Origin of the sequence: Collinsella sp. OM07-12, from assembly GCF_003438275.1 — a bacterium.
Taxonomy (GTDB): Bacteria; Actinomycetota; Coriobacteriia; order Coriobacteriales; family Coriobacteriaceae; genus Collinsella.
This window is the reverse complement of the sequence record NZ_QSTQ01000013.1, coordinates 1-23680: the sequence shown is the minus strand read 5'-3', so window position 1 is coordinate 23680 and position 23680 is coordinate 1. Positions and strand designations below refer to the sequence as shown.

21 protein-coding genes are annotated in these 23680 nt (G+C 60.0%); 14 read left to right on the top strand and 7 right to left on the bottom strand.

All coding sequences use genetic code 11. The annotated features are described in order from the left end of the window. Positions 1-17: 17 nt before the first annotated feature. Both DXB98_RS05995 and DXB98_RS05990 read right to left on the bottom strand, forming a co-directional pair. Positions 18-1823, bottom strand: coding sequence for a C69 family dipeptidase (locus tag DXB98_RS05995; protein ID WP_158553156.1), 1806 nt, complete (start codon positions 1821-1823; stop codon positions 18-20). Between the two features lie 410 nt (positions 1824-2233). Continuing rightward, positions 2234-3151: a diacylglycerol kinase family protein gene (locus tag DXB98_RS05990; protein WP_117735253.1), complete on the bottom strand. Its 918-nt coding sequence runs from the start codon at positions 3149-3151 to the stop codon at positions 2234-2236. Between the two features lie 98 nt (positions 3152-3249). Here DXB98_RS05990 and rnd point away from each other — a divergent pair, with 98 nt between their 5' ends. The 9 genes from rnd (at position 3250) to DXB98_RS05945 (ending at position 12397) form a co-directional block, all read left to right on the top strand. Further along, positions 3250-4383, top strand: a complete 1134-nt coding sequence (gene rnd, locus DXB98_RS05985) for a ribonuclease D (protein WP_117743481.1) — start codon at positions 3250-3252, stop codon at positions 4381-4383. 64 nt (positions 4384-4447) lie between these two features. Further along, positions 4448-5152: a zinc metallopeptidase gene (locus DXB98_RS05980; RefSeq protein WP_117743480.1), complete on the top strand. Its 705-nt coding sequence runs from the start codon at positions 4448-4450 to the stop codon at positions 5150-5152. 115 nt (positions 5153-5267) lie between these two features. Continuing rightward, positions 5268-6719 carry an exodeoxyribonuclease VII large subunit gene (gene xseA, locus DXB98_RS05975; RefSeq protein ID WP_369831386.1) on the top strand — a complete coding sequence of 484 codons (1452 nt, stop codon included), beginning with the start codon at positions 5268-5270 and terminating at the stop codon, positions 6717-6719. A gap of 42 nt (positions 6720-6761) precedes the next feature. Next, positions 6762-7028 (top strand): exodeoxyribonuclease VII small subunit, encoded by a 267-nt coding sequence (gene xseB, locus DXB98_RS05970; RefSeq protein ID WP_006234311.1) that lies wholly within the window; start codon positions 6762-6764, stop codon positions 7026-7028. Positions 7029-7209: 181 nt separating this feature from the next. Further along, entirely contained in the window at positions 7210-7545 is a 336-nt protein-coding gene (locus tag DXB98_RS05965; protein WP_035137921.1) for a histidine triad nucleotide-binding protein, read from the top strand. 41 nt (positions 7546-7586) lie between these two features. Beyond that, the gene (locus DXB98_RS05960) at positions 7587-8477 is read left to right on the top strand and encodes a LysR family transcriptional regulator (RefSeq protein ID WP_117743479.1); all 891 of its coding nucleotides are present in this window, start codon (positions 7587-7589) and stop codon (positions 8475-8477) included. Between the two features lie 119 nt (positions 8478-8596). Further along, a complete protein-coding gene (locus DXB98_RS05955; protein ID WP_117743478.1) occupies positions 8597-9757 on the top strand; it encodes an MFS transporter in 1161 nt (386 codons plus the stop codon). Positions 9758-9877: 120 nt separating this feature from the next. Beyond that, positions 9878-11056 carry an acetate/propionate family kinase gene (locus DXB98_RS05950; RefSeq protein ID WP_117743477.1) on the top strand — a complete coding sequence of 393 codons (1179 nt, stop codon included), beginning with the start codon at positions 9878-9880 and terminating at the stop codon, positions 11054-11056. A 162-nt stretch (positions 11057-11218) separates the two neighbouring features. Further along, entirely contained in the window at positions 11219-12397 is a 1179-nt protein-coding gene (locus DXB98_RS05945; RefSeq protein WP_117743476.1) for an acetate/propionate family kinase, read from the top strand. A gap of 110 nt (positions 12398-12507) precedes the next feature. On the opposite strand, the gene pta is transcribed toward DXB98_RS05945, so the two are convergent. Next, positions 12508-13488, bottom strand: coding sequence for a phosphate acetyltransferase (pta, locus tag DXB98_RS05940; protein ID WP_117735246.1), 981 nt, complete (start codon positions 13486-13488; stop codon positions 12508-12510). Positions 13489-13719: 231 nt separating this feature from the next. Between pta and glf the strand changes: the two genes are divergently transcribed. Beyond that, entirely contained in the window at positions 13720-14922 is a 1203-nt protein-coding gene (glf, locus tag DXB98_RS05935; protein ID WP_117743475.1) for a UDP-galactopyranose mutase, read from the top strand. Continuing rightward, the gene (locus DXB98_RS05930) at positions 14915-15946 is read left to right on the top strand and encodes a glycosyltransferase family 2 protein (protein WP_117743474.1); all 1032 of its coding nucleotides are present in this window, start codon (positions 14915-14917) and stop codon (positions 15944-15946) included. The genes glf and DXB98_RS05930 overlap by 8 nt, the downstream gene beginning before the upstream one ends. Positions 15947-16319: 373 nt before the next feature. Here DXB98_RS05930 and DXB98_RS05925 read toward each other — a convergent pair whose 3' ends face one another. The 3 genes from DXB98_RS05925 to DXB98_RS05915 all read right to left on the bottom strand — a co-directional run bounded on the left by DXB98_RS05925 (position 16320) and on the right by DXB98_RS05915 (position 18543). Next, positions 16320-17321: a P1 family peptidase gene (locus tag DXB98_RS05925; RefSeq protein WP_117743473.1), complete on the bottom strand. Its 1002-nt coding sequence runs from the start codon at positions 17319-17321 to the stop codon at positions 16320-16322. A gap of 101 nt (positions 17322-17422) precedes the next feature. After that, positions 17423-18004, bottom strand: coding sequence for a nucleoside triphosphate pyrophosphatase (locus tag DXB98_RS05920; RefSeq protein ID WP_117743472.1), 582 nt, complete (start codon positions 18002-18004; stop codon positions 17423-17425). Further along, positions 18001-18543 carry a DJ-1 family glyoxalase III gene (locus tag DXB98_RS05915; protein WP_055287259.1) on the bottom strand — a complete coding sequence of 181 codons (543 nt, stop codon included), beginning with the start codon at positions 18541-18543 and terminating at the stop codon, positions 18001-18003. Before DXB98_RS05915 ends, DXB98_RS05920 begins: the two co-directional genes overlap by 4 nt. A gap of 664 nt (positions 18544-19207) precedes the next feature. On the opposite strand from DXB98_RS05915, the gene DXB98_RS05910 reads away from it, so the two are divergent. From DXB98_RS05910 to DXB98_RS05900, 3 genes are all read left to right on the top strand, one after another. Next, on the top strand, positions 19208-20023 hold the full coding sequence (locus DXB98_RS05910; protein ID WP_233505107.1) for an EamA family transporter: 816 nt from the start codon (positions 19208-19210) through the stop codon (positions 20021-20023). A 121-nt stretch (positions 20024-20144) separates the two neighbouring features. Next, positions 20145-21575, top strand: a complete 1431-nt coding sequence (locus DXB98_RS05905; protein ID WP_117743470.1) for a 6-phospho-beta-glucosidase — start codon at positions 20145-20147, stop codon at positions 21573-21575. A gap of 31 nt (positions 21576-21606) precedes the next feature. Beyond that, positions 21607-23055 carry a PTS transporter subunit EIIC gene (locus DXB98_RS05900; protein ID WP_117743469.1) on the top strand — a complete coding sequence of 483 codons (1449 nt, stop codon included), beginning with the start codon at positions 21607-21609 and terminating at the stop codon, positions 23053-23055. Between the two features lie 175 nt (positions 23056-23230). On the opposite strand, the gene DXB98_RS10550 is transcribed toward DXB98_RS05900, so the two are convergent. Continuing rightward, positions 23231-23509: an IS3 family transposase gene (locus DXB98_RS10550; RefSeq protein WP_199407134.1), complete on the bottom strand. Its 279-nt coding sequence runs from the start codon at positions 23507-23509 to the stop codon at positions 23231-23233. Positions 23510-23680 lie beyond the last annotated feature (171 nt).

The window sequence follows — 23680 nt, the reverse complement described above, 5'->3', positions numbered from 1 at the left end:
GCTAGGACATGAGGGCCTTAGGCCTTCTTGCGACGATAGATCACGTAGGCGCAGACGCCGATGATGACGACGGCGCCAACGGCCATGGCAGCCATGTTGTTGCCCTCGGACTTCTCCTCGGTGGCCTCTGCCTCTTTGACCTCGGGCTCGGCTACATCCTCATCGGAGAGGGCCTCGTCGGCGTAGGTGATGGACTCGACCAGGCAGTCGTTGTCGGCATCGTAGTCACTCGGGACGAACTCCTCGGAGAAATCCTCCTCCTTGAGGTAGTCACGCATCTCCTCGAGCATAGCCTTGCACTTGAGGTAGGTGTTCTTGGTGGCAGCCTTGCCGGCCTTGTTGGCCAGGGCGGTGCGGGCCTCGGTGTCCTCGGTGGCCTGCATGGCATCGTCGACGGTCAGGTTCTGCTCGATGAGTTCCTTCTGCAGGGCGTCGAGATAGGCGCGGACGCCGGTGGCGCAGTGGTCGCGGTTCTCATAGGCGAGTGTGTTGATGTCCATGAGGACGTAGTTGATGGAGTTCTTGGGCTCCTCGTTGTTCACGACGTCTTCCTCTTCGCAGTGATCAAAGGAGACATCCTGATCGCTGAAGTAGGGGCTGACCTCGGTGAGCAGTGCGGAGTAGAAGGGGATGGCGACGGAGAATTCGGCGTTGGAGAGCATCTCCCACTGAATGGTCGCGATCTCGGGGTCCATGCCCTGACGGATCTGGAAGGTGTGGATCTCGGTGTTGCGGTTGGAACCAATGGCATAGGCGCCGTCGGTGTTGGCGTTGAGGCCGGCGACATTCTCGCCACGAGTAGCAAAGCTGCGGATCATCTCAAAGGTGTTCCAGTCGGACTTGCCGGGCTGGAAGAACAGCGGCTGCATCTCGTGGACCAGGGCGCCGGTCGTGGCGCGAGCATCTTCGCGCTCGTCCTTAACGATCTCGTAGTCGGTGCCCTCGGCAAGCGGAGCCATGAAGTAATCGCGGCCCTGGATATAGCGCGACCAAGAATGCATGGCCTGCTCGCTAATTTCCTCACCGTAGGTCTGGGCAACGTCGAACTGGCCGTCATCGAAGTACTTGGCAAAGCCCTTTTCTTCGGGCATGGTCTGAATGTCCTTGGAGTGGAGGCAGTTCTCGGTGTCGTCGAGGTTAACCTTGTAGTTAAGGTTGCCGATGTTGGGGTTGACCGAGGCGATGTCGTCGGTGAGCTTCATGGCAATCCACTGATGGCCAGAAAGTCCGGCGAACAGCCAGGTCTCGTTGTTGTCGGCGATGATGATCTGGTCGTTGGTGCAGATGCCCTGCTCGTCGACCAGACTTCCGAGGAGCTCGACGCCCTCGCGGGCCGTGGCGCTCTCGCCCAGGATGACGCTGGCGTAGTTGTATTCACCGATGCCGGTCTCCTCGGTGAGGGGGTCGGCCTCCTCGGCCTTCTCGTTGTAGGAGGTGCTCAGCGTGGCGGAGCAGGAGACGCCCTTCTCGTTGATGCCAGCCTCGGAATAAGCGTCATAGCGATCTTCCCACTGAGAGGGGTTGTCGCGAACGAAGGTGTAGCGATACGTGGGGCCCGTGGACTTGTACTCAAAGCCGGATTCGAGCGAGGTGTACTTGCTACCGTCCTTGTGCGCAGGCTCAATGCCAAAGTGCTTGATATAGCGTGTGCTAAAGTCCTCTGCGCGGCCGTAGTACGTGTTGCCGTCCGCCGTGAGTTTGCTGCCCATGTAGATCTGGGTGCAAGCGAGTGCCGAGGTCGGCATGGCCGTAATGGCCGCAGCTCCGAATGCAAGGCCGCAGCCAAGCTTCTTGAGCGTGTTGACGGGATGAGTAAACCTCATGATCCCTCCCAACCGTTGAAACCCCGCGGAACCGTGCAGGATTTCAGCTAATAAATACATCTATTAGCCTATCGGAAGTCTAAAAAGTATTCACTATATTCGGTGAAATACTCGATGAGCGTCATAAAATATGCGATGAGCGGTTAATTGTACTCATTTTGTAGCTTTAGTTAAATAAAGGCACCCTGCAATTACTGTATCCGAATAAAGCGCCTTGCACGGGCCGCAAAGAAAAATCCCCCGCTGTTTGGCAAATGCATAAACAACGGGGGAGACGATAATTGGATGAATATCATACCAATGTGGAATTACTTCTTCCGACGGTGGATCACGTTAATCGCATAGCCGACGAGCATGGCCAGAACAATGACGATAAAGCCGAGCAGGGGATTGTCGTTCATGGGGTCCTCCTATTTTCCGAGCGGGGAGAATTCGTCGACGATGAGGTCGAGGCATTGCGGAAGCGCGCGGGCACCAAAGACGCCCGAGTTGCTGGAGATGATCTCGCCATCGAACTGCATGCCCAGCGACGGCGTGCAGGTGATCTTGGCTTCTTTGGTCTGGATGATCTTAAACTGCGGGCGGCCGAGCACCTTGCCGGCGGGATCGAGCGCGGCGGTGATTACCGTGGGAAGCAGCTGTACCGTGCGTACGGGTTCGATGACCGCGATGTCGACCATGCCGTCGTTCATGCGGCAGTTGGGGAACAGGTTGATGTCGTTTTGGATGACAGACGTGTTGCCCGCCATGCAGCAGATGCCGTCGAGCTCCTCGACAATGCCGTCATGCTCAATGGTAAAGTGCGCCACCGTGGGGTTGGGCGTTGCGAGCGCGGAGAGGAAGTAGGCGATCTCGCCGATGTCGTTTTTAGTGGGAGCGGCTTTCATCATAATCTCAGCGTCAAAGCCCGAGCCGGCGATGATGATAAAGCCATGGCGCTTTTCGTTGCCGTTCTCGTCGAGCCAAAAGAGCTCGCCCATGTCGACTTTGACCGTGCGGCCGGCGCGGCATGCCTTGGCGAGCGCCGCTGCCTCGGGGGCATTGCCGATGTTGTTAAAGAATAGGCAGGCCGTGCCGGAGGGGAAAACGAGCGTGGGAACGCCGCAGCCGCGCATCTGGTCGAGCACATTGGAGACGGTGCCGTCGCCGCCCGAGACGACCACGCGGTCGAACTCGCGAACGTCTGCCACGGCGTCCTCGGGCTCCATGCCATCGCCGATAAAGCGCATCACGACCTCGTCGCCGCCCTGTGCAAGGGCGTGCGTGAATGCGTAGATTTCATCTGAGCTGGGGCCCGATGCCGGGTTGTGGATGATAAGGCAGCGCATACTTACGTTCCCGTTCTGTGACTAACCGAGTATAGTTGTAGGGCAATGCCGATATCCTACCCGTGTTTTTCGGGCCTAACCTTATTCGATGGGTTGATATGTACATTTCCACACATCAGGCTCTGCTCGACTTTTGCCAGCGCGCCCGCAAGTTCGACGCGATCGCCGTCGACACCGAGTTTTTGCGCGAGCGCACGTTCCATCCGCGCCTGTGCCTGGTTCAGATTGCCACCCCTGCCGAGAGCGTCGCCGTCGATCCCCTGGTGATCGACGACCTGTCGCCGCTCGCCGAGCTTATGGGCGATGAGAGCGTGACCAAGGTGTTTCACGCCTGCTCGCAGGATATGGAGGTTATGCTGCATACCGTGGGCGCGCTGCCGCGTCCGATTTTTGACACGCAGGTCGCCGCCGCCTTTTTGGGCGAGCGCCAGCAGATTTCCTACGGTGCGCTCGTGCAGACGTTCTGCGGCGTTTCGTTGCCTAAGACCGAGTCGCTGACCGACTGGTCGCGCCGCCCGCTGACCGATAAGCAGATTGAGTACGCGATCGATGACGTCAAGTACCTGATTGTTGCCTATACCGAGATGATGAGCCGCCTGCGCGAGCTGGGCCGTGTGGATTGGGTGCTCGATGAGCTGCGCCCGCTGGCCGATGAGTCGCACTACCGCGCCGACCGCCACGAAGCGTTCCGCAAGGTCAAGCGCATCAACTCGTGCAGCCGCCATCAGTTGGGCATTGCGCGCGAGCTTGCCGCCTGGCGTGAGGATCGGGCCGAGCGTCGCAATATCCCGCGCAAGTGGGTTATGTCCGACGATACGCTGCTGGCTCTGGTTAAGCGCAATCCCGTGCGTGTTGAGGAGTTCCGCAGCATCCGCGGTACCGACCAGCTGGGGGAGCGCGACGTGGACGGCGCACTCATGGCCATCAAGCGCGGTGCGAGCTGTCCGCACGATCGCCTGCCGCTTATGGTGCGCGGACATCGTCAGATCTCTCCGGAGCTGGAGAGCGTGACCGATCTTATGTATGCGCTTATTCGCCTGGTTGCCGAGCGCTCGGGCGTGGCGACCTCGGTCATTGCCTCGCGCGATGACCTGGCCGACTACATTGAGCATCCCGAGCAGAGCCCCCTGCGCGAAGGTTGGCGCTTTGAGCTTGTGGGCTCGCGCCTGGACGATTTGCTTTCCGGCAATATGGGACTCACCGTGAAGGACGGAAAGATTGAGTTGTTATAGGGAAGCCTAGTCTGCTGAGTGGGTAGAATGCCTCCAACGTGTAACTCGATTCGGAGGAATTTGCATGCCCTATTACTATGGATACGGCTTTGGCATCGATCCGCTGTACCTGCTGGTTGTCCTTGTTTGTACAGTGCTCGGTCTTGCCGCGCAGAGCTATATCAACTCGACGTACAAAACCTGGTCCAAGGTTCGCTCGGACGGCGACACGGGTGCCACGGTCGCGCGCCACATGCTCGATGCCAACGGTTGTAGCGCCGTGGGTATCAAGGGTGTCGCCGGTGAGCTCACCGACCATTACAACCCGCAGGATAACAACCTGTATCTCTCGGAAGCAAACCGCTCGGGCGGATCGGTCGCAAGCGTTGCCGTGGCCTGCCACGAGGCGGGCCATGCCGCCCAGCGTCAAAGTGGTTATGCCATGATGAAGGTGCGCACCGCCCTGGTCCCGGTCGTCAACTTTACCCAGAACACCTGGACCATCGTGCTACTCATGGGCCTGTTTATGAACATTGCGGGACTCACGACCCTCGCGCTGGTCTTCTTCTCGTTTAGTGTGTTGTTCCAGTTGGTTACGCTGCCGGTCGAGATCGATGCCAGCCGCCGCGCCGTGGCGTACATCGAGCAGTCGGGCATGAGCTCCAAGCAGGTCAATGGTGCCAAGAAGGTCCTGACGGCAGCCGCGCTTACCTACGTTGCTGCAGCGCTCACTTCGATCATTCAGCTGCTCTACCTGATGGCTCGCTACAACAGAAACTCCAACCGATAACAAATTGGCTTGACGGGCGCCGCGGAGATTTGTGTCCCCGCGGCGCTGTACTATGTGTTGGACTTGAATTTGCGCAGGGCCGGAGCCCTTGTGCACGATGACGAAAGGAGGCTGCGTGGCAGGCTGGAATCTGACCGGCAATGCCGTTTCCGCCGAGTTCGACGGTTCGGACGAGCAGGAGCGCAAAGAGCTCAGCGTGAGCCAGGCGGTGGAGATCGCCGCTGGTGCGCTCGATGCTATTCCGCAGCTGAGCGTCCTGGGCGAGGTCACGGGCTTCCGTGGCCCCAATGCCCGAAGCGGTCACTGCTACTTCCAGATTAAGGACGACTCGGCAGCCGTTGACTGCATCATCTGGAAGGGCGCCTATCTCAAGCGCACCTTCGATTTGCGCGACGGTATGCAGGTGAGCTTTAAGGGCAGCTTCAATCTCTACAAGCCTACGGGTCGCATGAGCTTTGTCGCCCGCTCGTTCTCGTTGGCGGGGGAGGGCTTGCTGCGTCAGCAGGTTGCGCAGTTGGCCGAAAAGCTACGTCGCGAGGGCCTGATGGACGAGGCACGCAAGCGTCGCATCCCAGTGTTCTGCTCGCGTGTGGCAGTCGTCACTTCGCTTTCGGGTGCCGTAATCGACGACGTCAAGCGTACGCTGCGCCGCCGCAACCCGCTTGTTGAGCTCGTCTGCGTGGGCGCAAAGGTCCAGGGCGAGGGTGCGCCGGCAGAGCTTATTGAAGGCTTGCGCCGCGCCGCTGCCATTACGCCGGCGCCCGATTGCATTTTGCTCGTGCGTGGCGGCGGTTCCTTCGAGGACCTCATGACCTTCAACGACGAGGACCTTGCCCGTGCGGTAGCGGCTTGCCCCGTGCCTGTGGTGACGGGCATTGGCCATGAGCCCGATACCTCGATCTGCGACATGGTGAGCGACCGTCGCGCTTCCACGCCCACAGCGGCGGCAGAATCCGTGGCACCGGCTATGACAGAGCTGGCGGATGTGCTCGAGACGCGCCGTCAGCGCCTAGGTGCTGCGATGGCTTCGATGATCGGGTCGGATCAGGTCGATCTGGAGATGCTCGATCAGCGTGGTCGGCGTGCCTGGGATACCTATACGGCGCGCTTGGGCGATGCGCTCGATGCGGCCGCGTGCCGCCCGTGCCTGAACGATCCGACGTTTATGGTCGAGCGTCGCGAGTCCGAGCTTGCCCTGACGGCCGATCGTCTGTCTGGCGCCATAACGCGTTCGGTCGGGTCCTTTCGTTCCAACTTCGAGCGTCTGCCCGAGCGCTTGATCGCAAGCACCTCAGGGCTTGATGGCAAGCGCCATGCGCTCATGCTCGCAAGCTCCCGTCTAGAGCATCAGGGGCGCACGATGCTCAGCAAGCCCGCGTCCGACTTGGGCCGAGCGGCCGCGTCGCTCGATGCCCTGTCGCCGCTCAAGGTGCTTGCCCGCGGCTATTCCATCGCCTACAGCGAAGACGGCGTGGCTACGAGCGCCAAGACCTTTAAGCCCGGCGACGCCATCCGCGTACGCATGGCAGACGGCAACGTGGCGGCAACGGTCGATGCGGTCGAGTAGACCGCGTTTCATAGTGATAAACCTTTAGGAAAGGAAACAGATATGGCAGAGAAGACCCCGGTGGAGCAGCTTACGTACAAGCAGGCTTCGCAGGAGCTGGAGCTCATCATCCGCAGCCTTGAGTCGGGCGATATGGAGCTCGAGGAGTCGCTCGAGAGCTACACCCGCGGCGTCGAGCTCCTCAAGAGCCTGCGCACCCGCCTGTCCGATGCCGAGCAGAAGGTCTCGGTGCTTCTTAAGGACGTTGATGGCAACGACGTGCTCGCCGACGGCGAAGCCGCCAACACCGACGACAACCTTTCGTTCTAGCCAACTTACAGCCTGCTTTGGGGTAGTCTTTTTGGGACGGGGCTTTTTTTAGTCTTTTTGGGACGGGGCTTTTTTGACTACCCTTGCGCGACGGCTCGTCGAGCGTTTGCGTTTGCGAAAAAGTAGTCAAAAAAGCCCCGTCCCAAAAAGACTACTTTGGTCTGTGAGAAAGGAACCAACCATGTGTGATTGCATCTTCTGCAAAATTGCCAACCACGAGATCCCCTCGACCGTTGTCTATGAGGACGACCAGGTCATCGCGTTCGACGACCTCAACCCCCAGGCGCCGGTCCACACGCTCGTGATCCCCAAGAAGCATTACAGCGATATCGCCGACAACGTGCCTGCCGAGACCATGGGCGCCATGGCTCACGCCATCCAGGAGGTCGCCAAGGCCAAGGGTCTGGAGGACGGTTTCCGCGTCATCTCCAACAAGGGCGTCAACGCCGGCCAGACCGTCATGCACTTCCACATGCACGTCCTCGGCGGCAAAAACCTGGGCGAGAACCTCATCTGAGGGCGCGTAGCCCGTCGACTTGGCTGCCTTTGGAGTAATCTATGCAGCTTTCTCAACTCGAATACCTTCAAGCGGTAGCGAACTATGGCGGCGTGCGCAAAGCGGCTCGCGCCGTTCATGTGAGTCCGCAAGCCGTTTCGTCGGCAATCAAAAAGTTGGAATCTGAGTATCAGATTGTTTTGCTCGACCGATCGGCGGGGGAGGCTGTTTTGTCTCCGGCGGGCAGAGAATTTGCGCGTCGTGCACGCGTGATCCTGGCACAAGTCGACGATCTCAAAAAGTACGCACAATCGAGGGGCGACGGCGTCTCGCCCGACGGCCACTTCCGTCTTTACGCCCCCTGCCTTCATGGACGGGGGCGCCTTTTTGCCGAAAACTGGTACGACTCGTTTGAACGCTCGCACCCTCAGATTCATCTTGATGTGTGGCATCAGCCAACGGCAACATGCTTTGAATCACTTGTGCTTGGCATTTCGGACGCGGCTATCTCGTTTGAGGAACCACGGGACAGCGTCCTTTCTTCTAAATACTTGGGTGAAAAGGAGCTCAAGGTTCTTTCATACCCAGCGGGTCATCAATCTGTTGACGCTATGACCATTCGTGAGTTACTGGGCGGCAGGCTCGCTGTTCCCATTAATTTGTCACCCTGTCTCAATGCGATTAACCAATGCCCTGAAGCCCAGCTCGTCAATTTTCGCTTCCGAGATGTCGAATACGAAAACAGGGCGCAGGCTGAGTTTCTTCAAGCCGGGGGATTGATATTGGGTTTTTCTGGCTCTTCTCTCGCATCGGATGGATCGGAAGTGAGCGAGTGCTCCATTGAAGCCTCACATGACGTAGCCTTGCCCATCTACTTTTGCTATCGACAAAATGCCTGGACCGATCGACACCAGACGGTATTTCTTCACCTATTGCGTCATCTCGCTTCGTGAGGCCATTTGGCCTCGTGTCGTCAAGTGAATGTTGACGCCCTGCAACGCATAGCTGACAGCTTTGCCCTCATGCTTTTCCAAGATTCCGATTTAGATTGCTGACTCTTGGAGGGCGGAGCATGAAAAACCGTACGGTTTTGCTTTATATGACGTTCGTTTTTCTGTCGAACTTCAGCACCATTTTGTATTTTCTGACGGTTTACCTTGAATTCGTCGGATTCTCGATGGTGGCGATTTCTAGCATGATGATTGCATATCAAGTGAGTAAGTTCATCCTCGAAGTTCCCACTGGCTATATTGCTGATAGGTTTGGACGAAAGACAAGCGGTCTCGTTGGCGGCGTGGGGATGCTTGGATACTACGCCGCCCTGCTTCTCGTCCGTTCCCCTCTGCTTTTAATCGGTGCGTTCGCTCTCAAAGGTTTTGCCGTTGCATGTCTGAGCGGATCCATAGAAGCGATTTACATTGACAGCGTCTCTCAGGACCAGCTCGTAAGACTTAATGTCGTTGAGCGATTTGTTTTCTATGCCTCTTGTGCCATCTCCGCTTGCGTGGGCGGTTTCATTTCGTCCGTCGGTGCATATCTCATTGGTCTTTCGGCAGATATCATCGCAATGGTGTTGACGTTGGTTGTCGTTGTCTGCATTCCTGAGATGCGAAGAGGGGGCATTGCGACGACACCTGAACATGGGATTAGCCCGAAGATGATCGGTGCCGCTATTGCGGGTAATGGCATTCTTCGTTCAGCGTTCATCATGGACTGTTCTCAGGCATTTGCTTTTGTCGCCCTGGAAGACTTTTTCTCACTGCTGCTTGCGGGTCGCGGAATGAATGCCGTCGCTTCGGGTGTCACCATTGCGGTCCAGCTCCTTGCCTCGGCCTCCATGGGACTTATTGTGCCCTGCGCGATTGCTCATGTCGACAAGGGCCGCTTTGCGCGTATTTGCGGCATCGTGCGCCTTTTCCTGACAGCTTTGTTTTTGATTCCCCTTACTCCGGCTAATTTGCTGCCCGTGTTCTATGTGCTGCAGACGGTTGCGTACTCGTTATTTGCTCCAATTAAATACTCAATTTTTCAAAAAGTAGCCGATTCTTCGATGCGCTGTTCACTGATTTCGGTTCAAAGCCAGATGGTGGCGGTGGGCGCCATCCTTTTCTATCTGTTCAATGCTGTGTTGAGCAGCATCGCGGGCATTCGAGTCATATTGCTTGTCGCACTCGGAACCTCTTCTTTGGTGTATATCCCCGCGCTCTTTCGTCTTACAAGCCAAAGGACATGAGTATTTGGGCACCGATAACTTATATATCAACGCAATAAACCCGAGCGCGAGGGCGTTTGGGTTTATTATTGAAGCGTATGTAACCTGGCGGCGCCACACCGCCTGTTAGTAGGGAGACACATGAACGTTCTGGTCGTCAACGCAGGATCTTCGACCCTTAAGTATCAGGTCATCGATACCAAGTCCCATAAGGTGTCCGCAAAGGGCTCCTGCGAGCGCGTCTGCTTTACCGGCGGCACTTTCACCCATGCTGCCAACGGCTCCAAGAAGGTGACCGAGAACATCGAGTTCCCCGACCACAAGGTCGCCATCGAGGTTGTCCTGAAGGACCTCGAGGCCAACGGCGTCAAGATTGAGGGTATCGGCCACCGTATCGTTCAGGGCGGTTGGTACTTTGGCGATTCCTCCCTCGTCGACGAGGATGTCCTCGCCAAGATCCGCGAGGTCGCTCCGCTCGCCCCGCTGCACAACAACCCCGAGGCCAACGTTATCGAGTACTGCCTGGAGCAGTATCCCGACCTGCCCAACGTCACGGTTTACGACACCGCTTTCCACTTCAACATGCCCGAGGTCGCCAAGACTTACGCCCTGCCCAAGGACGTCTGCGACAAGCTGCACATCCGTAAGTACGGCGCCCACGGCACCAGCTACCGCTACATCTCCAAGAAGGTCGCCGAGATGACCAACGGCGAGGCCCGCAAGGTCGTCGTGTGCCACATTGGATCCGGCGCTTCTCTGTGCGCCATCGAGGACGGCAAGTGCATGGACACCACCATGGGCTTGACGCCGCTCGACGGCGTCATGATGGGTACCCGATGCGGTTCCATCGACCCGGCTACCGTGTGCTACCTGCAGCGCGAGGGTGGCTACACTTTTGACGAGGTCGACGAGATGATGAACAAGAAGTCCGGCCTCATGGCCGTGACTGGCGGCAAGACCAACGACTGCCGTAACGTCGAGGAGCTCGCCGCCGCTGGCGACCCCGAGGCTCAGCTCGCCTTCGATATGTTCGTCTACAAGATTGCCGCCAAGGCCGCCGAGATGGCCACCTCCATGTGTGGCATGGACACCCTGGTCTTTACTGCTGGCATCGGTGAGCACGCTCCGGCCGTTCGCGCCGGCGTGGCCGATCGTCTGGCTTTTATGGGCGTCAAGATGGATCATGCCCGCAATGCCCTGCGCGGCGACGGCGCTTGGTGCCTGTCCGCCAAGGATTCTAAGGTCAAGATTTTTGTCATCCCCACGGACGAGGAGTTCATGATCGCTTCCGACGTCGAGCGCATCGTCAACGCCAAGTAATTGCAAGAGGGGAGGGGCTGGACAGCAACATGCCGTTTGGCCCCTCTTTTGCGCTCGTTGGGCGATATGCATGATAGCTATTTATCAAGCTGTGATAACTTCTTATTAACATACGGCCGACTTAAGGGGCATGCCGACCGTATTGCACTGCAAAGGAGTCTCATGAACGTACTTGTTGTTAACGCCGGCAGCTCAAGCCTTAAATATCAGCTCTTGGATACCGATACCCGCGAGGTTTTCGCCAAGGGCAACTGCGAGCGTATCGGCTCGGACATGGGCATCTTTGGTCACGCCGAGAACGGTGGCGCCAAGCAGACCGAAGAGGTTCCCTTCCCCGATCATCGCTCGGCCATTGCGCGCGTACTCGAGGAGCTCGATAAGACCGACTTTACGATCGATGGCATCGGCCACCGTATCGTTCAGGGTGGCTGGCATTTCGATGATTCCGCGGTCGTCGACGATGAGGTCATGGCTAAGATCCTTGAGGTGGCCCCGCTCGCCCCGCTGCACAATTACGGCGAGGCCGCGGCAATCGAATATTGCCGCGAGAAGTATCCGGAGCTGCCCAATGTGGCCGTCTTCGACACCTCGTTCCACATGACCATGCCCGAGGTCGCCTACACCTACGCCCTGCCCAAGGACGTGTGCGACAAGTACCACGTGCGCAAATATGGCGCGCACGGTACGAGCCACCGTTACGAGTGGATGATGGCCAAGGAGATCCTGGGTGCGCGCTGCCACCGTCTGCTTTCATGCCATCTGGGCAACGGCGCCTCGCTTGCCGCCATCGAGGACGGTGTGTGCCGCGATACCACGATGGGCCTCACGCCGCTTGACGGTCTGATGATGGGCACCCGTTGCGGTTCTATCGACCCGGCCACCGTGTGCTACCTCCAGCGCGAGGGCGGCTACACCTACCAGGAAGTCGATGACATGATGAACAAGCAGTCCGGTCTGCTTGCCATCTCGGGCATCTCCAACGACGCCCGCGACATCCGTACGCGCGCCTCCGAGGGTGACGAGCGCTGCCTGCTCGCCTTCGATATGTTCGCCTATAAGGCCATGCAGCAGGCCGGTTCCATGATCGCCTCCATGGCGGGCGTGGACACCATTACCTTTACCGCCGGCATCGGCGAGAATGACTGGTCGATCCGCAAGGCCTTCTGCGACTGCTTTGAGTGGCTGGGCGTGCGTATCGACAACAACAAGAACCGCGAGGCCGTGGGCAACGGCCCGCAGGTCATCAGCGCCGCCGGCTCTTCCGTCACGGTTATGGTCATCCCCACCGACGAGGAATACATGATCGCCCACGACGTCGAGCGCCTGACCGCGAACAACTAGCGCTCATTTGCAATTGAATGAAAGGCCTCCAGAGCAAACGGCTCCGGAGGCCTTTTTGTTGGCAGAAGGACGACGACCCAAGCTTTGCCGCCTTCGGTGGGATACGTCCGCTACTCAGCCATCTGAGCCTGGACGGCGGTGATGGCCACGACACCCACGATGTCGTCGGCAGAGCAGCCGCGCGAAAGGTCGTTAACCGGCTTGGCGATGCCCTGCAGGATAGGGCCGTAAGCGTCGGCGCCGGCGAAGCGCTGGACCAGCTTGTAGCCGATGTTGCCGGCCTCGAGGTCGGGGAACACAAGCACGTTGGCCTTGCCGGCAACGGAGGAGCCGGGAGCCTTGAGCTGGGCGACGGTGGGAACGATGGCGGCGTCAAGCTGAAGGTCGCCATCGATGGCGAGCTCGGGGGCCTTCTCCTTGCAGAACTTCACGGCCTCTTGGACCTTCTTGGCGACCTCGCCGCCGGCGGAGCCCATGGTGGAGTAGGAGAGCATGGCCACATGCGGCTCGACGCTGCTCATAAAAGTGGACCAGGAGTGAGCGGAGGCGATGGCGATCTCGGAGAGCTCGTCGGAGGACGGGTTGATGTTGAGGCCGCAGTCGGCGAAGATCAGCGTACCGTCGGTGCCGAACTGCGGGGTGTCGGTGCACATCACGAAGAAGGCCGAGACCAGCTTGGTGCCCGGGGCGGTCTTGAGGATCTGCAGCGCGGGGCGCAGGGTGTCGGCGGTGGAGTGGCAGGCGCCGGAGACCAAGCCGTCGGCGTCGCCCATCTTGACCATCATGGTGCCAAAGTAGGTGGCGTCCATCACCTGGGCGCGAGCCTGCTCGATGGTGACACCCTTCTTGGCACGGAGCTCGGCAAACTTCTGCGCATACTCCTCGTGCTTCTCGGCATTGCGCGGATCGATGACGGTGGCGCCGGGAACGTTGATCTCGTCGGGGTTGCCCAGGATGACGATCTTTGCCAGGCCCTCCTCGATAATCTTGGTGGCCGCGACGATGGTGCGCGGATCCTCGCCCTCGGGCAGGACGATCGTCTTAAGGTCGGCCTTGGCGGCAGACTTCATACGGTTTAGGAAATCGCTCATGTTACTCCTTACAAGCGTTTCGCTAAGCTCCAGGCGCCCGGCTGTTCACGAATAAACCCGCTGCTAGCGGGTTTACCTTTCAATTATGTACGCCGCGGTGCTTGAGCTTTCCTTGTGTGGCAAGCTCATTATAGGACGCATTAGCGCTATAATCGCTCTGATAAATATGTCTCGAAGAATGTTCGAGAAAAGCCCAGCTAACGAGCCCGTGGCTTTTGACAAGGAGTATCGATGCAGATTACCTCAGGCCTGCCTGAAGGCTTTAACGCCGGCGCGTACGACATGATTGTCGTCGGTGCTGGATATGCCGGTGCCGTTTGCGCCCGCCGTCTTGCCGAGACCATCGGCTATCGTGTTGCCGTTTTGGAGCGCCGTAGCCACATTGCGGGCAATGCCTATGACTGCACTGACGAGGCCGGAATCCTGATCCACGAGTACGGTCCGCATATCTATCACACCTTTAACGAGCGCGTGCACAATTTCCTGTCGCGCTTTACCAAGTGGACGGATTATCAGCACAAGGTGCTCGCCAACATCAACGGTACCCTTATGCCCGTGCCCTTCAACCATGCGAGTCTCAAGCTCGCCTTTGGTGACGAGCGGGGCGAGGAGCTGTATCAGAAGCTCGTGGAGACCTTTGGCAAGGATGTCAAGGTGCCCATTATGGAGCTGCGTAAGAAGAACGACCCCGACTTGGCCGAGGTCGCTGATTACGTCTACGAGAACGTCTTTTTGCATTACACCATGAAGCAGTGGGGCCAGACACCCGACCAGATCGATCCCTCGATCACCGGCCGCGTTCCCGTCTTTGTGGGCGACGATGACCGCTACTTCCCGCAGGCTCCTTTCCAGGGCATGCCGCAGGACGGCTATACCGCGCTGTTCGAGCATATGCTCGATCACGATCTGATCGACGTGTTCTGTGACGTAGACGCCCGTGACCTCTTTGAAATCGACGAGACCACCGTCAAGATTGACGGCAAGGTCTATGGTGGCGAGATCGTCTACACCGGTCCGCTCGACGAGCTGTTCAACCTCGACCTGGGCGCGCTGCCGTACCGCACACTCGACATGAAGTTCGAGACGCTCGATCTGGATCAGTTCCAGCCCGTGGGCACCGTCAACTACACCACGAGCGAGGACTATACGCGCATTACCGAGTTCAAGAACATGACCGGTCAGGTCCTGCCCGGCAAGACCACCATCATGCAGGAGTACTCCAAGGCCTATACGCCCGGCTCGGGCGAGACGCCGTATTACGCCATCCTGGAGCCCGAGAACCGTGAGCTCTACGAGCGCTATCTTGAGCGCGTCCAGAACCTGACGAACTTCCATCCAGTTGGTCGCCTGGCCGAGTATCGCTACTACGATATGGATGCTGTGACCAACTCCGCCCTCGACCTATCGGATGAGATTATCGCCTGCCATGCATAAAGTTATTACATTCGGTATTCCCTCGTATAACGCCGCCAAGGACATGGACCATTGCATCACCTCTATTCTGGAGGGGAGCAATTACGCCACCGATATCGAGATCATCATCGTCGATGACGGTTCCAAGGACGAGACGGCCGCTAAGGCCGACGAGTGGGAGACGCGTTACCCCGGTATTATCCGCGCGGTGCATCAGGAGAATGGCGGCCACGGTATCGCCGTCCTTTCGGGCCTGCGCGAGGCACAGGGCACCTATTACAAGGTTGTCGACTCGGACGACTGGCTCGACGGCGCAGCCCTTTCGACCATGCTTTCGATCCTGCGCGGCTTTGAGGAGCGCCGCCAGCGCGTGGACCTGTTTATCTCGAACTACGTGTACGAGAAGGTTTACGAGGGCACGCATACCGCTATCGGTTACAAGTTTGCCCTGCCGCGCAAAAAGATCTTTACCTGGGACCAGATCGGTCATTTCCGCCTGGACCAGAACCTGCTCATGCACAGCCTGTGCTATCGCACGGATGTACTGCGCGAGTCCAACCTTCCCATGCCGCCGCACACGTTCTATGTGGACAACATCTACGCCTACGTGCCGCTGCCGCGTTGCAAGACTATCTATTACGCCGACATCGACCTCTACCGCTACTTTATCGGTCGCGAGGGCCAGAGCGTCAACGAGGCGACGATGGTTAAACGCCTGGACCAGCAGTTCCGCGTTACGCGCATCATGATGGAATCGTTCCACCTGTACAGCGATGTTGAGTCGTCGCGTTTGCGCTCGTACATGATGGGCTATTTCACCATGATGATGGCGATTTGCTCGGTGCTTACCAAGCTTTCCGATGAGGATTGTGCCGATGAGCGTCTGAAGACGCTGTGGGGCGATTTGAAGTCCTACGACGAGCGCATGTATCGTCGTGCTCGCTACGGCGTGGTCGGCTTCTTTACCAACCTGCGCGGACGGGCCGGGGACAAAACCACACTCGGCCTATACCGTCTTGCCTCAAAGATCTTCAAATTCAACTAACTGCCGAGTAATCGCTTCTGTTAGGTTGACTGGGCCCCTTGGCCTTTAGTTTGCTACTGCGGACAGTCCTGCTCGCACGGAAAGCACATTAAGTGCTTTCCGGCTCGTGCGGAACTTGTATCAAACTAAAGGCCAAGGGACCTCTGCTATAAGTATCGATTTTCAGATGATTTGAATTTGAAGATCTTCGACGCGCGGTACACAGGGGCCTGGGCTGAAAGGGATCTGGTTGAGTAGGTTGCCCGGTGGGGCTTGGTTATGTTTGTCGCGAGTTCCGCACGAGCCGAAGAGCACTTAATGTGCTCTTCGTGCGAGCCAGGACTGTAGAGCAGCAAACATAACCAAGCCCTACCGGGCAACCGGTCAGGTGAGGTTACTTTGCGGCGCCGGGGATGCCGTGGGAGGTTTTGGCGGTTTTGGCTCCGTTTACGATGGCGGTTTCCAGCGCCCTTACGGCGAGCATGCCCAGCAGGTCTAGGGGAATGGCGGCGCTTGCCTGGGCGCCCAGTTTGCCACTGGCGAGGGTGTAGATGGTGTCGCCGTCGTTGGTGGTATGCGTGGGGCGAATGGCGTGCGCGTAGGCGTCTGCTGCCATCTGGGAGACCTTGGTGGCCTGGGCCTTGGTGAGCTCCACGTTGGTGACGATGCAACTGATAGTGGTGTTGGTGCGGTCGAGCGGCATCTGCATAGAGCCGGCGGCGGCAAAAGCGGCGAGCTCCATATCGATGATCTGGTCGCTATCGGCTGCTGCGCGCATGCCTGCCACCCACTCGCCCGTGGTCGGGTCGACGACGTTGCCGCAGGCGTTGACCGAAACCACGGCGCCTACCTTAACGGGACCGAGCGCCACGGCGGCAGTGCCAAGGCCGGCCTTCATGCAGGTGGCGGGGCCCATGAGCTTACCTACGGTAGCGCCGGTGCCGGCTCCCACATTGCCCTGCTCGAGTGTGGTGGGGGTGTTGTCGAGTGCCTCGCGCACGGCGGCGATGCCGGCCTCTATGTCGGGGCGCACGGTGGGATCGCCAAAGGCGAGGTCGAAGATGCAGCTGGAGCACACGATAGGCACCTGCGTGGGGCCGACGGGAAGGCCGATGCCGCGGCTCTCGAGCTCGCGGGCGACGCCGCTTGCGGCCTCCAGACCAAAGGCCGATCCGCCCGAAAGGCAGACGGCGTGGACCTTGTCGACGGTGTTCTCGGGTCGCAGCAGGTCGGTTTCGCGCGATGCTGGAGCACCGCCGCGAACGTCAACGCCGCCGGTGGCGCCCTCGGGTGCCACGATTACGGTGCAACCGGTGCCGGCCTCCTCGTCCGTATAGTTGCCATAGCAAAAGCCATCGACATCGCAGACGTCAATGGCCTCGAGCAGTGTATCCATGTTTAACTCCTATCGGTTTTCCGCCGCGCCATGTGCCCGGTCGGGATCCGTACGGTACGCCAAAATTGTAGGCGCTGGGGGATACCCAGCGCCAGGTGCAATTACGAGAGTTTTTGAATCGCGCGCGCGACGCGAGCGATGGGTAGGCCCACCACGTTATAGAAGTCGCCCGATATATCATGCACGAGCATGCGTCCTCCTGTGCCCTGAATGCCGTAGGCGCCGGCCTTGTCCATGGGCTCACCCGAGGCGACGTAGTGCTCGATCTGTTCGTCGTTGAGCTCGTAGAACGTCACGTCGGTCACATCGACAAAGGACAGGCTCTCGGCGGCGTGCGGAGCCGTGGCGTCGCCGGCCTTGACGATGCAGACGCCGGTCGCCACCTGGTGCGTGCGGCCCGAAAGCTCGCGGAGCATGGTGCGCGCCTCGTCCTCATTTGCGGGCTTGCCCAAAATTCTACCGTCAAACGTGACGATAGTATCGGCAGCGACGGTCAGCTCGTTGGGCTCGGCGTGTTCAGCGGCGACGGCTGCGGCTTTGGCACGTGCCAGGCGCTCGACGAGCGTAAGCGGAGCTTCGCCATCAAAAGGCGTCTCGTCGATATCTGCTGGAATCACGCGAATGTCATAGCCCGCTTCGCGCATCAACTCGATGCGGCGCGGTGATTGCGAAGCCAAAATCATAGCTGAATGCCCTCGGCAACCTTCTCGACGGCCTTGTCGCCGGCGAGCGTGCGCAGCAGCTCAAGCGCAAAGGGGAGCGACTGGGCCATGCCGCTGGCGGTGATGATGTTGCCGTCTTGCGTAACCTTCTCGCCGGTATAGGCGCCTTCGGGGAAGCTTTTCTCAAAGCCAGGGAAGCAAGTGGCGTGGCGCCCCTCGAGCAGGTCGAGCTCACCCAGGATAAACGGGGCGGCGCAGATGGCAGCGACGTGCTTGGTCGCGGCGAACTCGCAGACCACGTCGCAGACGCGCTGATCGGCGCGCAGGTTGGTGGCACCGGGCAGGCCGCCGGGCAGCACGACGCAGTCGTACTCGTCAAAATTGATCTCATCAAAGAGCGCATCGCAGGTCACGGGGATCTGCAGCGAGCTTACGACCTCACGCGTGGGCATGATCGAGACGAGCGTGGCACGCACACCGCCGCGACGCATGACATCGACCATGGTCAGGCATTCAATAGTTTCAAAGCCATCGGCGGCGAGAACGGCAACGCTGGGCATGAGGGTTCCTTTCATAGGGCGGCATACAATTAGCCGTCTTATACCCCGAAGACTCGTGCTTGCCACGCTCGATTTCCCAATGTTTAAAATAGCCCCGTCCGAATTAGCTACCCCCACCCATCCTCAACAATCTCAATCTGTAACATCCATCGACCAAAACTAGCCCCAACTGTTACAGATCGAGACAGTCCCCAACAGCACCGCCCCGTTCGGGGAACGACCGCCACGGGTACGCGGGCAGAGGCTCACTTTTTTCCTCGGTTTTTCTTGACGGAATCTCACCTGTTGTAGTACATTGTCCCAGTCTAAAAACGCGTGGACTTTTCTGGGCGCTAGCCACCTTTTTGCCACGCAACCGAGCAGTCGGTTGCGTGGCTTTTTTCGTCTTGGCAGCAGGTGCCACATGCACCGCCAGAAGACCGCACGAGCCCACCTTCCGACTGCAGGGAACAGACGCACGAGACGTGCGTCTGCAAGACAGCAGGCGGAAGGGAGCATAATGGCAGGAACAAACACAATCAAGCAACAGGCCGCCGGGGCGGGAGCCACGGGCGCGGGGCAGGCCAAGGCGGCGCTCCGGGTCTTTGCGGGCGGCGCCTGCTACGGCGCGATGGCCACGACCTACAAGCTCGCCTACGCCGCGGGCTTCACCTCGGCACAGGTGGTGGCGAGCCAAGCGTGGCTCGGCTGCCTCTTCTTCGCCCTCGCCACGCTCGCAGGGCACGCACTCGGGCACCGCTGGCAGCGCGTGGGCTGGAAGCTCGCCCTTAAGCTCATGGGCCTGGGAGCCCTCACCTGCCTCACCTCAATCCTCTACTGCTACGCCATGAGCGTGCTGCCCGCCCCTGTGGCGCTCACGCTCCTCTTCCAGTTCACGTGGCTGGGGCTCGTGTGGCAGACCGTCATGACGCGCCGGCCGCCGAGGCCCCTCCAAGTGGCCTCCGCCCTGGCCATCGTCTTCGGGACGGTGTTCGCGAGCGGCGTTTACAAGACCGGCATCACCGGGTACGACCCCGTGGCCCTGCTCTGCGCGCTGGGGGCGGCCGTGTCCTGCTCCCTCTTTGTCACCCTCTCCGGCAAGGTCGAGGCCCCCTGCTCGTCCGAGCAGCGCGGCGTCATCGTGTGCGCGGGCTCCGTGGTCATGTCGCTCACGGTGTGCCCGGACTACGTCGTCTCGGGCGTCCTCGCCCAGGGCATCCTGCCCTTTGCCGTCATCGCCGGCTTCTTTGGCATGCTCTGCCCGGTCTTGCTCTTCGGCATGGGCTCTCCGCACCTGCCCGCGGGTCTCTCCACTGTCATGGCCGCCGCGGAACTCCCCGCCGGCCTGCTCATCGCCATGATCGTCCTCGGCGAGCCGCTCGGCGTCGTCGAGTGGCTGGGCGTCGCCATCATCCTCGCCGGCGTGTGCCTGGCACAGGTCCCCTCCCTGCTTGGAGGCCGGGAGGCACGTCGCGCCGCCGCAGGACAAGCCGTCAGCTAGTCACCCATTCACGGGCGGCCCGCGCGCATCAGGGAAAGGGCCACGGGCCCGGCGCGTGAGGTCGCAAGGACGTTATAAAGCGTCCCCGCAGAGGTGGGGGCGCCAGAGAGAAGGAGGCACCATGCCATTTCCAAAAGGGTTCCTTTGGGGAGGAGCCACCGCTGCTAACCAATGCGAGGGAGGTTATGACGAGGGCGGCCGCGGCCTTGCCAATGTCGACGTCATCCCACACGGGTCGGAGCGCAACGACGTAAGTCGCGGCCTGAGGCGCATGCTCGACTTTGAGCCCGGGTACTACTACCCGGCCCAGACGGGCATCGACTTCTACCACCACTACCGCGAGGACATAGCCCTCTTCGCGGAGATGGGCTTTAAGGTCTTTCGCCTCTCCATCGCCTGGAGCCGCATCTTCCCCAATGGCGACGAGGAGGAGCCCAACGAGGCCGGGCTCGCCTTCTACGAGGACGTGTTCCGCTGCTGCCGCGAGCACAGGATCGAGCCCCTCGTGACCATCACGCACTTCGACTGCCCCATCCACCTCGTCAAGAAGTACGGCGCCTGGCGAAACCGCGCCCTCATCGAGCTCTACAAGCGGCTCGTGAAGGTGCTCTTCAACCGCTACCGCGGCCTCGTGCATTGGTGGATCACGTTCAACGAGATGAACATGATCTTGCACCGTCCCTTCATGGGTGCCGGCATCGTCCTCGAGCCCGGGGAGAATGCCCGCGAGGCCGAGTACCGCGCCGCGCACAACGAGCTCGTGGCGAGCGCCTGGGCCACCAAGATCGCCCACGAGGTCGACCCGGAGAACAAGGTTGGCTGCATGCTCGCCGCGGGAAGCTACTACCCCTACTCCTGTCGTCCCGAGGACGTCCGTGCAGCGCAGGTCAAGAACCAGGAGGACCTCTTCTTCGTGGACGTGCAGGCACGCGGACACTACCCCGGCTACGCGCTCAAGATGCTCGAGCGCGAGGGCATCGACGTGGGCATGACCGCCGAGGACGAGCGCATCCTTGCGGAGAACACCGTCGACTTCATCTCGTTTAGCTACTACTCCTCGCGCTGTACCGCGGGCGACCCCGATTCCGTGGGCGGCGTCGCCGAGGGCAACGCCTTCGCCGGCGTAGAGAACCCCTACGTGCGCACGAGCGACTGGGGCTGGGTCATCGACCCGCTGGGGTTCCGCATCACGATCAACGACCTCTGGGACCGCTACCAGAAGCCGCTCTTTGTGGTGGAGAACGGCCTCGGCGCCTATGACGAGGTGCTTCCCGACGGCACGATCGAGGATGACTACCGCATCGCCTACCTGCGCGAGCACATCGAGGCCATGCGCGACGCTATCGAGCAGGACGGCGTCGAGATGCTCGGCTACACCACCTGGGGGCCGATCGACCTCGTGAGCGCGGGCTCCGGCGAGATGGAGAAGCGCTACGGCTTCATCTACGTGGACCGCGACAACCTGGGCAACGGCACGCTCGAGCGCAGGCGCAAGAAGAGCTTCTACTGGTATCAACATGCCATCGCCACCAACGGAGGCGACCTGGGCTAACCACCCGGGCAATATCACTAAGGAGAAAATAATGGCAGAAAAATACGACGACCTGGCCAGATCCATACTCGAGAACGTAGGCGGCGCCGAGAACGTCGCCAGCGTCGCGCACTGCATCACGCGCGTGCGCTTCAAACTCAAGGACGAGTCCCGCGCCAACACGGCCAAGATCGAGGCCCTCAAGGGCGTCATCCAGGTCATCCAGGCCAACGGCCAATACCAGGTGGTTGTGGGCAACATCGTCGAGGACGTCTACGACGCGGTCCTGGAGGCCGGCAACTTCTCGGGCGGCGCAAGCGCCGACGACGAGCCCCAGGGCGATAAGACCGTTGCCTCCGTCATCATCGACCTCATCTCTGGCATCTTCCAGCCCATCCTGGGACCGCTTGCCGCCGCAGGTATCATGAAGGGACTGCTTGCCCTCATCACCTACTTCGTCCCGGCCTTTGCAAACGACGGCCTCTACACGCTGCTCTACACCGTGGCTGACGGCTTCTTCTACTTCCTTCCCGTCGCCCTGGCGTTCAGTGCCGCGCGCAGGTTCCGCATGAACGAGTTCACCGGCGTGGCAATCGGCGTGGCGCTCCTCTACCCGACGATGGTCGCCCTGACCTCGGGCGAGGCGCTCGGCAGCATCGACCTCGGCGTGGCCGGCACGTTCTCGTGGTACGCCACCGCCCTCGGGCTCCCCATCATCATGCCCGTGTCCGGCTACGTGAGCTCGGTGATCCCCGTCCTTCTCATGGTGTGGTTCGGCTCTATCCTTGAGCGCTGGCTCAAGAGCTGGATGCCGGCTGCGCTCAAGATGTTCCTTGTCCCGCTCGCCACGATGACGGTCTCCATCGTCTTGGGCTACCTCATCATCGGCCCGGTGGCCACCCTCATCACCAACCTGCTGAGCGCGGCGTTCTCGTTCATCTTCCAGCTCCCCGTGGTTGGTTCCGTCCTGGGCAGCGCCCTAGTCGGCGGACTGTGGATGTGCCTCGTCATCTTCGGCTTCCACTGGAGCCTCATCCCCATCTCCATCATGAACCTGAACACCCTCGGCCACGATAGCGTGCTCGCCGCCACCATCGGCCACGGGTTCGCACTCGGAGCGGTCATCTTTGCCATGTACCTCAGAAACAAGGACGAGCGCTTCCGCGGCATCGCCCTTCCCGCGATGATCTCCGCCTTCTTCTTCGGCGTCACCGAGCCGGGCATCTACGGCATCGCCCTCCCCAACAAGCGCGCGTTCGTCGTGGCATGCCTGAGCTCCGCCGTGGGCGGCGCTATCGTGGGAATGACTGGCGCTCTCATGTACATCTCGGGCGGCCTCGGCGTCTTCAACCTGCTCAACTTCATCGACGGGACCCCTGGTGGCGCCGGGATCTCCCACATGATCTTCGCGATCATCGCCTCGCTCATCTCCGCCGTCCTGGCCTTTGTTATCGAGTTCATCACCTACCGACCCAACGACGAGGAGGAAGGCGCCCACTAGCTTGCGCCCTCCTCAATCAGCTCTATGTAATTGAGGAGCAGTTGAGGTGGGTGAGGGCCGAGGGCGATCAAGGTGGCCGCCCTCGGCCCGGGACAACCTGTCAGAAGGCGTTTAGCTTTCTCGGGCGGCGCTGAAATGAACTGCGCCCCGAAACTTAGACGGGTCAATTAGCGGCCTATGCCGCACATGGGGACTGATTCCGGAACTCCTCCGGGGTCAGTCCCTTTTGCTTAACCTGCCTCCTCTTGTTCCAGTGAACGGTGTAGGCGTGGAGGTCCCGCTTGAACTCCTCGAAGCTCCGCCACGTCCGGTTCCTGTAGAACTCGTCCTTCAGGCGCCCGGGCAGCAGCTCCGTCGCAAGAGCTCGCCCTCGCGCGCCGCCGGCCCCGGCCGGGTCCGGGCGCCCTTCGGCCTTCGGTGCGCCCGTATCCCCTGTCGCAAAACTCTGCTGCAAGAGTCCTCGGCGTGGCGTCGTGTCCGACTTTCCCGTCCATAAAGAAGCCCCCCATTTCTAATGTCCAAGAAATGAGGGGGCGGTTCAATTTCGGGACGGGGATTAAATAATCATTCAGAACAAATTTTTTTTCTGACAGTCTAGGAAACGGGTGATGGATTCGCTATGTCG